This window comes from Longispora urticae (assembly GCF_053902585.1).
On the sequence record NZ_JAQZSH010000036.1, the window covers coordinates 80,149 to 97,125 of the forward strand.

Here is a 16,977-nt window from a genome sequence, read left to right on the forward strand (position 1 = left end):
GCACACCATCGAACGGGGACGAGTTCATGTCGAGCACCGCAACCCTGCCGGACCTGTTCGAGGCCCGAGCGGCGGCCACGCCGGACGCCCCGGCGGTGCTGTCCGGGGCCGACCCGGTCAGCTACGCCGACCTCGACCGCCGGGCCAACCGGCTCGCCCGGCTGCTGCTGGCCCGGGGCGTGCGCGCCGAGGACGTCGTGGCCCTCGCGCTGCCCCGGTCCGTCGACCTGGTCGCCGCGCAGCTCGCGGTCCTCAAGACCGGCGCGGCCTACCTGCCGGTGGACCCGGACTACCCGGCCGAACGGGTCGCGTTCATGCTCGCCGACTCCCGGGCCGGCGTGCTGGTCGCCCCCGCGGACTTCCCGGCGGACACCGGCGCCGTCCGGGTCGACATCGACACCCCCCTCGACGGGTACGCCGACACGGCCCCGCCCCGCACCGTGTCCGCGCTGAACCCGGCCTACGTGATCTACACGTCGGGTTCCACCGGCCGCCCCAAGGGCGTCGCCGTCACCCACACCGGCGTGGCCGCCATGGCCGCCGCGCACGTCGAGCAGCTGGACGTCACCCCGGACAGCCGGGTGCTGCAGTTCTCCTCGCCGGGCTTCGACGTCGCCGTCGCCGAGTGGACCATCGCGCTGCTGCACGGCGCGGCCCTCGTCCTGGCCCCGGCCGACCGGCTCGCCGCGACCGACACCCTCGGCGACGTCGTCGCGGCCCACCGGGTCAGCCACGCGCTCCTGCCGGCCGCCGTGCTCGCGGCCCTGCCGACCGGCGCGCTCACCGGCGTGACCGGCCTGATCACCGGCGGCGACGTGTGCTCCGCGGAACTGGCCGCGCGCTGGTCCCGGGGGCGGGTGCTCCGCAACGCCTACGGGCCCACCGAGGCCACCGTGTGCGCGACCCTGAGCCGGCCGCTCGGCGCGGACGGCACCCCGCCGCCGATCGGGCTCCCGGTCGCGGACACCCGGATCCACGTCCTCGACGCCGCGTTGCGGCCGGTCGGCCCCGGCGAGGTCGGCGAGGTGTACCTCGCCGGTCCCGGTCTGGCGCGCGGCTACCTGCACCGGTCCGCGCTGACCGCCGAGCGGTTCGTGGCCGACCCGGCGGGCGCCCCCGGCGAGCGGATGTACCGGACCGGGGACCTCGGCTCCTGGGACCCGGACGGGCAGCTGCGGTTCGCGGGCCGCGCCGACGAGCAGGTGAAGATCCGGGGCCACCGGATCGAACCGGGCGAGGTGGAGGCCGTGCTGGCCGGGCATCCGTCGGTCGCCCAGACCGCCGTGCTGGCCCGCGAGGACCGGCCCGGGGACCGCCGGCTCGTCGCCTACGTGGTCCCCGCCGGGTCCGACAGCCGCGACGCCCTGGGACACGTGGACGAGTGGCGCGCGATGCACGACGACCAGTACGCGGCGGCCGGCGCCCTGCCGCTCGGCCAGGACTTCGGCGGCTGGGACAGCAGCTACGACGGCCGGCCCATCCCGCTGGAGCAGATGCGCGACTGGCGCGACGCGACGGTCCGCCGGATCCGCCAGCTGCGCCCCCGCCGGATCCTCGAACTCGGCGTCGGCAGCGGACTGCTGATGGCCGAGCTGGCCGGCGACTGCGACGCGTACTGGGGCTGCGACTTCGCCCCGAACGTCATCGCCGCCCTCACCACCCAGGTGGCCGACGCGGGGCTCGCCCACCGGGTCGAGCTGCGCTGCCTCGCCGCGCACGAACTCGACGGCCTGCCCACCGGTTACTTCGACACCGTCGTCATCAACTCGGTGGCGCACTACTTCCCGGACGCCGACTACCTCGCCGACGTGCTCACCCGCGCGGCGGCCCTGGTCGTACCCGGCGGAACGGTCTTCGTCGGTGACGTCCGCACCCGGGCCCTCGCGCCGAGCATGCTCGCCGCCGTCCGCCTGCACCGGGCCGACCCGGCCGCCGACCCGGCCGCGCTGCGCCGCCTCGTCCGGCAGGACCTGCTGCTGGAGAGCGAACTCCTCGTCGACCCCGCCTTCTTCACCGCCCTCGCGGCCGGGGCCCCGGAGCTGGCCTTCGCCGACATCCGGATCAAACGGGGCCGCGACCACAACGAGCTGACCCGGTACCGCTACGACGTGGCCCTGCACACCGCCCCCACGACGCCCGCCGACCTCGCCGGCGCGCTCGTGCTGCCGTGGACCGGGCCGGAGGCCGTGCGGGAGGCGCTGGTCCCGGGGCGGACCGTGCGCGTCACCGGCGTGCCGAACGCCAGGCTGGTCGGCGAGGTGGCCGCCGGGCGTGCGCTGGGCACGGCCGCCGACCTCGCGGAGCCGCTGCGCCTGCTGGCCGGGCCCGTCGGGGTGGACCCCGAACTCGTCGCCGGGCTGGCCGGCGGGCACCAGGTGGTGCTGACCCACTCGGCGGCCGGCGACGACCGGTTCGACGCCGTGTTCCTGCCGGCCGACGCGCCGGCCGCGATCGCCGCGCCGATGCCGGTCGCCGCACCAACGCCCGAAGTGCGGGCGCAGCCGTCGGTGGCAGCGCCGGCCGCGATCGCCGCGCCGCCCACCGCCGGGGCCCTGCGCGCGCACACCAACGACCCGTCCGCCGCCGGCCGGCGCGCAGCGCTGGTCGCGGACCTGCGCGGGTACGCCGCCGACCGGCTGCCCGAGCACATGCGCCCCGCCGCCGTCGTCGTCCTCGACGCGTTCCCGCTCGGCCCGAACGGCAAACTGGACCGCCGCGCGCTCCCGGCCCCCGACCCCGCCCCGGACTCCACCTCCCGGCCGCCGCGCACCGCCCGCGAACGCGCCCTGTGCGACCTGTTCGCCGAGGTCCTCGGGGTCGCGGCGGTCGGCGCGGAGGACGACTTCTTCGCCCTCGGCGGGCACTCGCTGCTCGCCACCCGGCTGGCCAGCCGGGTCCGGTCGGTGCTCGGCGCGGAGCTGGCCGTGCGGGGCGTGTTCGACGCGCCCACCCCGGCCCGGCTGGCCCTCGCCCTCGACGCGGCGGGCGGCGCGGCCAGGCCCGCGCTGGTCCCGTACCCGCGTCCGGACCTGCTGCCCCTGTCGTCCGCGCAGCGCCGGCTGTGGTTCCTGCACCGCCTCGAAGGTCCGACCGCCACGTACAACGTGCCGCTCGCGCTGCGGCTGACCGGCGACCTCGACCCGGCCGCGTTCGGGGCCGCGCTGGCCGACGTGGTGGCCCGGCACGAGGCGCTGCGTACCGTGTTCCCCGAGCGTGACGGCGAGCCGTACCAGCTGATTCTGGAGTCCTTCCGCCCGCCGTTGCCGGTGACGGCCGTCAGCGAGGCGGAGCTGCCCGCGGTCCTGGAGCTGTCCGGCGGGCGGGGCTTCGACCTGGCCACAGAGCCGCCCGTGCGGGCCGAACTGTTCCGGATCGCCGCCGACGAGCACGTCCTCCTCGTCGTCGTGCACCACATCGCCGGCGACGGCTGGTCCATGGCCCCGCTCACCGGGGACCTCGGTCGGGCCTACGCCGCCCGGGTCGCCGGCCACGCGCCGGACTGGGCGCCGCTGCCGGTCCAGTACGCCGACTACGCGCTGTGGCAGCCCGAACTGCTCGGGCGCGCCGAGGACCCCGACAGCCTGCTCGCCACCCAGACCGCCCACTGGCGCCGGGTGCTCGACGGCGCGCCGGAGGAGCTGGTCCTGCCGGTCGACCGCCCCCGCCCCGCCGTCGCCAGCCACCGGGGCGACACGGTCCCGTTCACCGTGGACGCCCGGCTGCACGCCGAGCTGCTGCGGGTCGCCCGCGAGCACGACGCGACCCTGTTCATGGTGGTGCAGGCCGCGTTCGCGGTGCTGCTGTCGCGGCTCGGGGCCGGCACGGACCTGCCGATCGGCACCCCGGTCGCGGGCCGCACCGACGAGGCGCTCGACGCGCTGGTGGGCTTCTTCGTCAACACGGTCGTGCTGCGGACCGACGTGTCCGGCGACCCGACGTTCCGGGAACTGCTCGCCCGGGTCCGCGAGACCGACCTCGGGGCCTACGCGCACGCCGAGGTGCCGTTCGAGCACCTGGTCGAGGCCGTCGACCCGACCCGGTCGCTGAGCCGCAACCCGCTGTTCCAGGTCATGCTGGTCCTGCGCGGCGACGACGCGGTGGACCTGGACCTGCCCGGGGTCCGGGCCGCGCTGGAACCGTTGCTGTGGCGCGGTTCCCGGTTCGACCTGACCGCGTTCCTCACCGAGCGGCTCGACGCCCGGGGCGGGCCCGCCGGGCTGGCCGGCGCGCTGGAGTTCGCCGAGGACCTGTTCGACCGCGCCACCGTCGCCGACCTGGCCGACCGCCTGGTGCGGGTGCTCGCCGGGGTGGTCGCCGCGCCGGAGGTCCCGGTCAGCCGCGTCGACGTCCTGGGCCCCGCCGAGCGGCACCGACTCCTGGCGGAGTGGAACACCACGACCCTTCCGGGGGTGCCGGCGGCCACGTTCCCCGACCTGTTCGCCGCCCAGGTGGCCGGTACCCCCGGAGCGGTGGCCCTGCGGTGGGGCGGGGAGACCGTGACGTACGCGGACCTGCACGCCCGCGCGGGTGTGCTCGCCGGTCACCTGCGGGCGCACGGGGTGGTGGCCGAGGACGTGGTGGCCGTGGCGCTGCCGCGCTCGCCCGGCCAGGTGGTCGCGGTGCTCGGCGTGCTGATGGCGGGCGCGACGTTCCTGCCGGTGGACCCCGGATATCCGGCCGAGCGGATCGCCCTGCTGCTGGCGGACTCCCGGGCCCGCCTGACCCTGGTCGACCCGGACCGGTCCGCCCCGCTGCCGGCGGACACCACGACCCTGACGGTCGACGCCACCGGCGCCCCGCTCGGGGAAGCTCCACTCCGGACCCTCGACGCGGTGGGGCCGGTCGGGCCCGACTCGGGTGCCTATCTCATCTACACGTCCGGGTCGACGGGCCGGCCCAAGGGTGTGCTGGTCAGCCATGCCGGCCTCGCGGCCATGGCCGCCGCGCACCGCGCCCACCTGGGCACGACCGGGTCCAGCCGGGTGCTCCAGTTCGCGTCGCCGAGCTTCGACGCCGCCGTGTGGGAACTGTGCATGGCCCTGCTGGCCGGGGCCTCGCTCGTGCTGGCGCCGGCAGCGGACCTGCGCCCCGGCGCGCCGCTGGCCGCGACCGTCGCCGCGCACCGGGTCACGCACGCGACCCTGCCGCCGGCCGTCCTCGCCGTCCTGTCGCCCGCCGACCTCGCCGGGGTGGACACCCTGGTCGTCGCCGGTGAGGCACCCTCCGCCGAGCTCGCCGCCCGCTGGTCACCCGGCCGGCGCCTGGTCAACGCGTACGGGCCGACCGAGACCACGGTGTGCGCCACGATGAGCGGGCCGCTGGCCGGTGCCGGGGTGCCCCCGATCGGCCGCCCTGTGCCCGGTACCCGGGTGTACGTCCTCGACGCGGCCCTGCGCCCCGTCCCGCCCGGCGTGACCGGCGAGCTGTACGTGACCGGCCCGGGCCTGGCGCGCGGCTACCGGGGTCAGCCGGGCCTGACGGCCAGCCGGTTCGTGGCCTGCCCGTTCGGAGCCGCGCCCTCCGACCCGACCCGGGATGCCCCAGGCACCCGGATGTACCGCACCGGTGACCTGGCGCGGTGGACGCCCGCCGGGGACCTCGTGTTCGCCGGCCGGGCCGACGACCAGGTGAAGATCCGCGGCTTCCGGATCGAACTCGGCGAGGTCGAGGCGGCCCTCTCCGCGCACCCGGCCGTCGCCGGGGCCGTCGCGCTGGCCCGCGAGGACCGCCCGGGCGACCGCCGCCTCGTCGGCTACGTCGTGCCCGCCGGGGCCGCCGACCCGGCGGAGCTGAGGGCGCACCTGGCGGCCCGGCTCCCGGAGTACCTGGTGCCGTCGGCTGTCGTCGTCCTGGACGCCTGGCCGCTCACCCCGAACGGCAAGGTCGACCGCCGCGCCCTGCCCGCCCCCGACACCCACGCGGGCACCGGCCGGGCGGCCCGCACCGGCAGGGAGGAGACCCTGTGCGGCCTGTACGCCGAACTCCTCGGCGTGCCCACCGTCGGCCCGGACGACAACTTCTTCGCGCTCGGCGGGCACTCGCTGCTCGCCACCCGCCTGACCAGCAGGGTCCGCGCCGTCCTCGCCGTCGAACTGCCCGTGCACCAGGTGTTCGAGGCACCCACCCCGGCCGGCCTCGCCCGGCTCCTCGACGCCGCCGAGGGCCGGGTCCGGCCGGCGCCGCGGGTCGTCCACGACGGCACCGAGGGGCCCCTGTCGGCGGCCCAGCGCCGGCTGTGGTTCCTCAACCAGCTCGACGGGCCCGGGTCCGCGACGTACAACATGCCCCTGGCGCTGCGGCTCACCGGGGACCTCGACGTCGCGGCGCTGCGCGCGGCCCTGGGGGACGTGGTCGGCCGGCACGCGACGCTGCGCACCGTGTACCCCGAGGTCGACGGGCAGCCCCGGCCGGTGGTCCTCGACGGGCCGCCCGCGTTCACGGTCCGCGACGTCGCCCCCGACGGGCTCGCTGACGCGGTGACCGCCCTGAACCGGCGCGGTTTCGACCTGACCACCGAGCCGCCCCTGCGCGCCGAACTGCTCACCGCGGGGGAGCACGACCACGTGCTGGTGCTGCTGATGCACCACATCGCCGCCGACGGCTGGTCGGTGGGGCCGCTGTCGAGGGACCTGTCGGCGGCGTACGCGGCCAGGACGGCCGGCCACGCCCCGGACCGGGCGCCGCTGCCCGTGTCCTACGCCGACTACGCGCGCTGGCAGGCGGAACTGCTCGGCGCGGAGTCCGACCCCGGGAGCCTCGCGGGCCGGCAACTGGCCTACTGGCGCGGGCAGCTCGCGGGCGTACCCGAGGAACTGCCGTTGCCTTTCGACCGCCCCCGGCCGCCGGTGGCCTCGCACCGCGGCGACGTCGTGGCGTTCACCGTCGACGAGCCGACCCGGGCCGCGCTGCTCGACCTGGCCGCGCGGACCAGCTCGACCCCGTTCATGGTGCTGCAGGCCGGACTGGCGGTGCTGCTGCACCGGCTCGGCGCGGGCACCGACATCACCGTGGGCACGCCGGTGGCCGGGCGCACCGACGAGGCGCTCGACGACCTGGTCGGCTGCTTCGTCAACACCCTCGTCCTGCGTACCGACGTGTCCGGCGACCCGACGTTCACCACCCTGCTCGCCCGGGTCCGGCGCACCGCGCTGGCCGGGTACGCCCACCAGGACGTGCCCTTCGAGCGGGTCGTCGAGGTGCTCGACCCGGAGCGGTCCACGGGACGGCACCCGCTGTTCCAGGTGATGCTCGCGGTCCAGAACACCGGCGGGGCGTCCTTCGACCTGCCCGGCGTGGCGGCGCGCACCGAGCCGGTCGGCTGGGAGGCCGCGAAGTTCGACCTGTGCCTCAACGTGGACGAGGGGCTGTCCTGCCAGCTCGAGTACGCCACGGACCTGTTCGACCGGCGCACCGCCGAACTGCTCGCCGACCGGCTGGTGCGGGTGTTCGCCCAGGTCGCCGCCGACCCCGACGCGCCCGTCAGCGCGATCGCCGTGCTGACGGACGACGAGCGCCGCGCGGTCCTCGTGGACTGGAACGACACGGCGACGCCGGCCCCGGCCGCGAGTCTGCCCGCGCTGTTCGCCGCCCAGGTGGCCCGGGCGCCGCACGCCGTGGCCGTGCGGACCCCGGACGGGTCGGTGAGTTACGCGGAGCTCGCGTCGCGTGCCCACCGGCTCGCCCACCGATTGACGGCGCTCGGCGTCGGTCCCGAGACCCCGGTCGCGGTGCTGCTGCCCCGCTCGGTGGACCTCGTCGTCACACTGCTGGCGATCCTGGCGGCGGGCGGCGCGTACCTGCCGCTGCATCCGTCCCATCCGGACGCGCGGCGCAGCAGGATGCTCGCCGAGTGCGGCGCGCCGGTCCTGGTGACCGACACGGACCCGGGCTTCGAACACTCCGCGACCGTGATCGCGCCGACCGCCACAGCCGGGGTGACCGTGGGCGGGGACCGCGCGCCCGACATCCGGATCCACCCGGGCCAGCTCGCCTACCTGATGTACACCTCCGGCTCGACCGGCGACCCGAAGGCCGTGGCCGTCACCCACGCCGACGTCGCCGCCCTCGCGACCGACCGGCGGTGGCGCGGCGGCGCGCACGACCGGGTCCTCGCGCACTCCTCGCACGCCTTCGACGCCGCCACCTACGAGCTGTGGGTGCCGCTGCTGACCGGCGGCCGGATCGTGCTCGCCCCCGAGGACCCCGACCAGGTCGACGCGGTCGTGCGGACCCTGCGCGCGGGACACGTCACCGGCCTGTGGCTGACCAGCGCCCTGTTCGAGCTGGTCGCCGACGAGCACCCCGACAGCCTGGCCGGGGTGACCGAGGTCTGGACCGGCGGCGACGTCGTGTCGGCGGCCGCCGTCCGCAAGGCCCGCGCGGCGTGCCCGGACCTGCGGATCGTCAACGGGTACGGCCCCACGGAGACCACCACCTTCGCCACCTCGTTCGCCGTGCCCGCCGACCACGCGGCCGGCACCGTGCCCATCGGCCGGGCCCTGGACAACACCCGGGTGTACGTCCTCGACGCCGCCCTGCGACCCGTCCCGCCCGGCGTGACCGGCGAGCTGTACATCGCCGGAGCCGGCCTCGCCCGGGGCTACCAGCGCCGCCCCGCCCTGACCGCCGAACGCTTCGTGGCCTGCCCCTTTGGCTCGGGCGAGCGGATGTACCGCACCGGCGACCTCGCCCGGTGGACCCGCGACGGGCAGCTCGACTTCGTCGGGCGCGCCGACGAGCAGGTCAAGCTGCGCGGCTACCGGATCGAGCTGGGCGAGGTGACCGCCGCCCTCACCGCCCACCCGGGCGTCGCCCGCGCCGCCGTGCTCCTGGACGGACACCTCGTCGGCTACGCGGTCGCGGCCCCCGGCCACGCGCCCACCCCGGCGGAACTCCTCGGGCACCTGTCCGACCGGCTGCCCGGCTACATGGTCCCGACCAGCGTGACGCTCCTCGACGAGCTCCCGCTGACCAGCAACGGCAAGCTCGACCGCAGGGCACTGCCGCGGGCGGCGGCCCCGGAGTCCCGGGCGCCGGGCACCGGGCGCGAACGCATCCTGACCGACCTGTTCGCCCAGGTCCTCGACCTACCCGCCGTCGGCGTGGACGACGACTTCTTCGCCCTCGGCGGCCACTCGCTGCTGGCCACCCGCCTGGCCAGCCGGATCCGCGCGGCCCTCGGCGTCGACCTGTCCGTCCAGACCGTCTTCGGGCACCCGACCCCGGCCCGCCTCGCCCGCGCGCTCGGGGAGGCCGGCCCCACCCGGACCCGCCCCGCCCTCGCCCCGGCCACCCAGGCCGGCCCGGTCCCGTTGTCCTACGCCCAGCAGCGGCTGTGGTTCCTGCACAAGCTGGAGGGGCCCAGCCCCACCTACAACATGCCGATCGTGATCCGGATGGCCGGGACCCTCGACGAGGCGGCGCTGCGGGCCGCGCTGTGTGACGTCGCCGACCGGCACCCGACCCTGCGCACCGTGTTCCCCGAGACCGACGGGCGGCCCCGGCAGGTGGTCACCGACCTCCGGCCCGCCCTGGAGGTCCTCGACGTTCCCGCGGCGCACGAGCGGGCCGCGCTGGCCGCCGCCGCCCGGCACACGTTCGACCTGGCCGACCGGCCGCCCGTGTACGCCCGGCTCGTGCGGACAGCCCCCGACCGGCACGTCCTCGCGCTGGTCGTCCACCACATCGCCGGCGACGGCTGGTCGCTGGGGCCGCTGGCCCGGGACCTGGCCGCCGCGTACGCCGCCCGCACCTCCGGCCGCGCCCCGGACTGGGCCCCGCTGCCCGTGTCCTACGCCGACTACACGCTCTGGCAGCGCGCCCTCCTCGGTACCGACACCGACCCGGGCAGCGTGCTGAGCGTCCAGCTCGACCACTGGCGCCGGGCGCTGGCCGGGGCGCCGGAGGAACTGGCCCTGCCGTACGACCGGCCCCGCCCGGCCACCGGCAGCTACCGGGGCGGCCTCGTACCCTTCGCGGTCGATCCCGCCCTGCACCGCGACCTGCTCCGGCTCGCCCGCGACGGGCAGGCCACCCTGTTCATGGTGCTGCAGGCCGGCCTGGCCACCCTGCTGTCCCGGCTCGGCGCCGGCGAGGACATCCCGCTCGGCACGCCGGTCGCCGGCCGGCTGGACGAGGCGCTCACCGACCTGGTCGGCTTCTTCGTCAACACCCTCGTCCTGCGCACCGACCTGTCCGGCGACCCGTCGTTCACGGGGCTGCTGGACCGGGTGCGGGGCGCGGACCTGGCCGCGTACTCCCATCAGGACGTGCCCTTCGAACGCCTCGTCGAGGCCCTCGAACCGACCCGGTCCACCGGCCGGCACCCGCTGTTCCAGGTCATGCTGGCCCTGCAGAACAACGCGCACGCCGACTTCGGCCTGCCGGGGCTCGACTGCGAGGTCGACCTCGTCGGCTCGGGCACGGCGAAGTTCGACCTGTTCGTCAGCCTCACCGAACGCACCGGCCCGGACGGCTCCCCGGCGGGGCTCGACGGCGTGCTGGAGTACGCCGCCGACCTGTTCGACCGCGACACGGCCGAGGCGCTCACCACCCGGCTCGTCGCCGTCCTCGGCCAGCTCGCCGCCGCGCCGGACCGCCCGGTCGCGCGGGTCGAGGTGCTGTCGCCGGCCGAACGCCGCCGCGTGCTCGCCGACTGGAACGCCACCGCCGCGCCGACCCCGGCCACGACCGTGCCGGACCTGTTCGCCGCGCAGGCCCGCCGTACCCCCGACGTCGTCGCCGTGTCCTGTGCCGAGGAACAGGTGAGCTACGCCGACCTCGACGCGCGCGCCGACCGGCTCGCCCGGCGGCTGATCGCGCTCGGGATCGGGCCGGAGGACCTCGTCGCCCTGGCGCTGCCCCGCTCGGCAGGCATGATCGTGGCGCTGCTCGCCGTGCTGCGGGCGGGGGCCGGGTACGTGCCGGTGGATCCGGAGTACCCGGCTGAGCGGGTCGCTCTCATGCTCGCCGACTCCGAACCCGCGCTGCTGCTCACGACGGACGGAGTGGCCGCGACGCTACCGGAACACTCCGTGCCGGCACTGGTGCTCACGACCGGCGGATTGGTCGGGACCGACCCGGCGTCGCCGCGCACGACCGCTGGGCTCCCGCACGGTCAGGCGGCGCTTCCGCTCACCAGTGTCGAAGAGCCGTGCACGACGGGTACCGACGGTGCCGTCACCGACGCCGACCGGGTCCGCCCCCTGCGCCCGGAGCATCCCGCGTACGTCATCTACACCTCCGGCTCCACCGGCCGCCCCAAGGCCGTCGTCATGCCGCACGCCGGCCTGCTCAACCTGCTCACCTGGCACGGCGCGGCCTTCCCCGGCGGGGCCGGCCGGCGCACCGCCCAGTTCACGGCGACCAGCTTCGACGTGTCCGTGCAGGAGATCCTGTCCACCCTGCTCAGCGGCCGGACCCTGTGCGTCCCCGCCGACCCGATCCGCCGCGACGCCGCCGCGCTCGTGGACTGGCTCGCCCGGCACGAGATCGACGAGCTGTTCGCCCCCAACCTCGTGGTCGAGGCCGTCGTGGTCGCCGCCGCCGAGGCCGGACAGGCCCTGCCCGCGCTGGTCGACATCGCCCAGGCGGGGGAGGCCCTGCGCCTGACCGCCCCGGTCCGCGCGTTCTTCCGGGCCGCGCCCCGCCGGCTGCACAACCACTACGGCCCGGCCGAGACCCACGTCGTCACCGCCGGCACCCTCCCCGACCTGGTCGCCGACTGGCCCGACCGGCCGACGATCGGCGGCCCGATCAGCAACACCGGGGTGTACGTCCTCGACGCCGCCCTGCGGCCCGTCCCGCCGGGCGTCACCGGCGAGGTGTACCTCACGGGCGCCGGCCTCGCCCGGGGCTACCTGCGCCGCCCGGCCCTGACCGCCGAACGCTTCGTGGCCTGCCCCTTCGAGGCCGGTGCGCGGATGTACCGCACCGGCGACCTGGCCCGGTGGACCCGACACGGCGAGCTGGACTTCGCCGGCCGGGCCGACCACCAGGTCAAGATCCGGGGCTTCCGCGTCGAACCGGGCGAGGTCGAGACCGTCCTCGGCGGGCACCCGGACGTCTCCCAGGCCGCCGTGATCGCCCGCGACGACCGGCTCGTCGGGTACTTCGTCGGCCCGGCGCCCTCGGCCGCACTGCGGGACTGGCTCGCGACCCGGCTGCCCGACCACCTCGTGCCCTCGGCCCTGGTGCCCCTCGACGCGCTGCCGCTCACCCCGAACGGCAAACTCGACCGCGCGGCCCTGCCGGCCCCCGACGTGACCGGGCGCGGGCGGGCGGCCCGTACCCCGCGCGAGGAGATCCTCACCGCCCTGTTCGCCGAGGTCCTCGACCTGCCCGCCGTCGGGGTGGACGACGACTTCTTCGCGCTCGGCGGGCACTCCCTGCTCGCCACCCGCCTCGCCAGCCGGGTCCGGTCCACCCTCGGCGTGGAGGTGCCGGTCCGGGGCGTGTTCGAGGCCCCGACCCCCGCCCGGCTCGCCGCGCTCCTCGAGGCAGCCGCCGGCCGGACCCGCCCACCGGTCCGCCGCGCCGACCGGCCCGCGCTGCTGCCCCTGTCGGCCGCCCAACGCCGGCTGTGGTTCCTGCACCGCCTCGAAGGGCCCAGCTCCACCTACAACCTGCCCCTCGCGCTCCGGCTGTCGGGCGCGCTCGACCCGGCCGCGCTGCGGGCCGCGCTGGCCGACGTCGTCACCCGGCACGAGGCCCTGCGCACCGTGTTCACCGAGGTCGACGGCGAGCCCCGTCAGGTCGTCCTCGACGCGGTGCCCCGGCTCGACCTCGTGGCCGTGCCCGGCGAGAGCCTGCCGGCGGCACCCGCCGGGGCGGCCGGGTCCCCGTTCGACCTGGCGGAGGCGCTCGCCGGAGCCGCCCGGTCCACGTTCGACCTGGCCACCGACCTGCCGATCCGGGCGTCGCTGTTCCGCCTCGGGGACGACGAACACGTCCTGCTGCTCCTCGTGCACCACATCGCCGGCGACGGCTGGTCGGCCGGCCCGCTGACCGCCGACCTCGGCACCGCATACCGGGCCCGCCTCGCGGGGGAGGAGCCCGGGTGGGCGCCCCTGCCGGTCCAGTACGCCGACTACACCCTCTGGCAGGACGAGCTGCTCGGCGCGGAGGGCGACCCCGGCAGCCTCGCCAGCGAACAGCTCAACCACTGGCGCAAGGCCCTGGAGGGCGCGCCCGAGGAGCTGGTCCTCCCGGTCGACCGGCCGCGCCGGGGCACCGCCTCGCACGAGGGCGGGATCGTCACGTTCGACGTGGACGCCCGCCTGCACGGCGACCTGCTCACCCTCGCCCGTACCCACGACGCGACGCTGTTCATGGTGCTCCAGGCCGCGCTGGCGACGCTGCTGTCCCGACTCGGCGCCGGCGAGGACATTCCGCTGGGCACCCCGGTCGCCGGTCGGCTGGACGAGTCCCTCGACGGCCTGGTCGGCTTCTTCGTCAACAGCCTCGTCCTGCGGACCGACCTGTCCGGCCGGCCCAGCTTCACCGAACTGCTCGGCCGGGTCCGCGAGACCGACCTGACCGCGTACTCCCACCAGGACGTGCCCTTCGAACGCCTGGTGGAGGCGCTGGCCCCGGCCCGTTCCCTCGGCCGGCACCCGCTGTTCCAGGTGGCCCTGGCCCTGCAGAACACCGCCCCCGCCAGCCTCGACCTGCCCGGCCTCACAGCGCGGCCCGAGCCGTTGGCCTGGGGCACGGCCCGGTTCGACCTGAGCCTGAGCGCGGAGGAACGCCGTGCCGACGACGGGGCACCGGCGGGGCTGTCGTGCGTGCTGGAGTACGCGGCCGACCTGTTCGACCCCGCGACCGTACGCGGTTTCGCCGACCGGCTGACCCGGGTCCTCGCCGGGGCCGTGGCCCGCCCCGGGGCGGCAGTGCACGAGCTGGACATCCTCACCGCCGAGGAACGCCACCTGGTCCTGCGCGAACGCAACGCCACCCGGGTCGACCTGCCCCCGGCGACGGTGCCGGAGCTGTTCGCGGCGCAGGTCGCCCGCACCCCCGACGCGCCGGCCGTGCTGTCCGGCGACGAGGTCGTCAGCTACGCGGACCTGCACGCGGACGCCGTCCGGATCGCCCGGCGGCTGGCCGGCCTCGGCCTCGGCCCCGAGGACGTGGTCGCGGTGGCCCTGCCCCGGTCGCCGGCCGCGGTGGGCGCGGTGCTCGGCGTCCTGATGTCCGGTGCCGCCTACCTGCCGGTCGACGCCAGCTACCCGGCGGAGCGGATCGCGTTCACGCTCCGCGACTCGGGCGCGAAACTCCTGGTCACGGACTCCACCTTCGACACCGCCCTACGCGCCAGCCAGCCAGGCGTCGCCGCTCCCGTGGCCCGTCCGGCCCGGTCGTCCAAGGCCACCGTTCCGGCAGAACTTCCGCCCACACTCCTCCTCGACGCCCCCGACCCGGACACCGCAGCGACCCCCCGACCAGCCCTCCCGGCCCACCCCGCCTACGTCATCTACACCTCCGGCTCCACCGGCACCCCCAAGGGCGTCGTCGTCTCCCACGCCGGCATCGCCAGCCTCGCCGCCGAGCACCGCGACCGCCTCGGCGTCGGCCCGCACAGCCGGGTGCTCCAGTTCGCCTCGCCGAGCTTCGACGCCGCGATCTGGGAACTGTGCATGGCGCTCCTGCACGGCGCTGCCCTGGTCCTGCCGCCACCCGGCTCCCCGGTGGACACCCTCGCGCAGGTCGTCGCCCGGCACGGGGTCACCCACGCCACCCTCACCCCGGCGGTGCTGGCCGTCACCCCGACGGGCGCCCTCGACACCCTCGACACCCTGGTCACGGCCGCCGACGTGTGCCCGCCGGAGCTGGTCGAACGCCTTGCGGGCGTGCGCCGGGTCCTCAACGCCTACGGCCCGACCGAGACGACGGTGTGCGCCACGATCAGCACGCCGCTGTCGGGCGCCGGCCCGGTGCCGATCGGCCTCCCGATCACCAACACGCGGGTGTACGTCCTCGACGCGGCCCTGCGCCCCGTCGCCCCCGGCGTGCCCGGTGAGCTGTACGTCGCCGGCGCCGGCCTGGCCCGGGGCTACCTGCGCCGACCGTCCCTGACCGCGACCCGGTTCGTCCCCGACCCGTTCGGCGCGCCGGGGGACCGGATGTACCGGACCGGGGACCTGGCCCGCTGGCGCCCCGACGGGCAGCTGCACTTCCTGGGCCGCGCCGACCACCAGGTCAAGATCCGGGGCTTCCGGATCGAACCCGGCGAGGTCGAGGCCGTCCTCGCCGCCCAGCCCGGCGTGGCCCAGGCGGCGGTGCTGGTCCGCGAGGACGGCCCGGGCGGCAGGCGCCTCGTCGGCTACTACGTGCCCGCGGCCGGCGGCCCGACCCCGGCGCGGCTGCGGACCCGGCTCGGCGCGGTACTGCCGGAGCACCTGGTGCCGGCGGCGCTCGTACCCCTCGAAGGTCTGCCGTTGACCGTCAACGGCAAGGTCGACCGCCGCGCGCTCCCCGCCCCGGAGCCGGGCACGGGCGACCGCGCGCCGGCCACCCCGGGGGAGCACGTGCTGGTCGACGTGTTCGCCCAGGTCCTCGGCCTGCCCTCGGTCGGCGCGGACGACGACTTCTTCGCCCTCGGTGGCCACTCGCTGCTGGCCACCCGCCTCGTCACCGCGATCCGCGAGCGCCTCGGCGCCGACGTGGCCCTGCGGCTCGTGTTCGACCTGCGCACCCCGGCGGCCCTCGCCGCGCACCTCGACGGCGCCGACAGCCGGCCGACCACGGACCTGGCGGCGGACGCCGTCCTCGACCCGGCCATCGTCCCGGCCGCCCCGACGGACCTCGACGCCCGGCACGTGCTGCTGACCGGCGCCACCGGTTTCCTCGGCTCCTTCCTGCTCGCCGAGATCCTCACCGACCCCGACGCCCGGGTGACGTGCCTGGTCCGGGCGGCGGACCCCGCACAGGCCGCCGACCGCGTCGAAACCAGCATGCGGGGGTACCAGCTCTGGGACGAGTCCCACCGCGCCCGCGTCCACGCCCTCCCCGCCGACCTCGAACAGCCCCGCCTGGGCCTGACGGCGGACCGGTTCGCGGAACTGGCCGCGCGGACCGGCGTGATCTACCACAACGGCGCGCGGGTGCACCTGATCGACCCGTACCCGAGCATGCGGGCCGCCAATGTCGACGGCACCCTCGAGGTACTGCGCCTCGCCGCCGGCCGCAACATCCCGGTGCACTACGTCTCCACCGGCAGCACCCTGCTGTCCCGCTCCCCGATGCCGCCCCGGCTCGCCGAGAACCGGCGGGTCGAACCCGGGGACCTGCCCGACAACGGGTACGTGCACAGCAAGTGGGTCGCCGAGCGCCTCGTCCTGGCGGCCGGCGCCCGGGGCCAGCGCGTCGCGATCTACCGCCCCGGCCGGATCAGCGGGCACAGCGGCACGGGCGCGGCCGGCGGCGGCGACGCGTACTGGCACTACCTGCGCGCCTGCGTCGAACTCGGCGCGGCCCCCGACTTCGACGGCGGCGACCTGGCCGAGGTGCACCTGGCCCCGGTCGACTACGTGGCCGGCGCCATCGTGCACCTCGCCCGGCACGCCGCCCCGGACGGCGCGGCGTACAACCTGACCAACGGGCGCCCGGTCGCCACCGCGGTCGTCCTCGACGGGCTGCGCGCCCTCGGGTACCCGGTCGCGATGGTCGAACCCGCCGACTGGGCCCGGCGGTTGGCGGCGGCGGCCGGCACCGCGACGGCGGGCAGTTCCCTGCCGGCGGTGGCGATGCTCACCGGCGACGTGGCCGACCGGCACGAGGGGCCGATGCCGGTGTTCGACGAGACGGGCACCCGGCGGGCGCTGACCGGCTCCGGCATCGCGTGCCCGGTGGTCGACCGCGACATCGTCGACCGCTACCTGCGGTACTTCCGGGAGTCCGGCTTCCTGCCGCCGGCCGTCCGGTGACGCGGCGCGAACGGGACAATCAGGTACAGAACATCTCCAGGGTGTGCTGTCG

At 76.6% G+C, this 16,977-nt stretch carries 1 protein-coding gene; it reads left to right on the top strand.

What is annotated here, in order from left to right:
* The first annotated feature begins 26 nt into the window (after positions 1–26).
* Positions 27–16,925 carry an amino acid adenylation domain-containing protein gene (locus tag PT931_RS25765; RefSeq protein WP_456248277.1) on the top strand — a complete coding sequence of 5,633 codons (16,899 nt, stop codon included), beginning with the start codon at positions 27–29 and terminating at the stop codon, positions 16,923–16,925.
* The last annotated feature ends 52 nt before the right edge of the window (positions 16,926–16,977 follow it).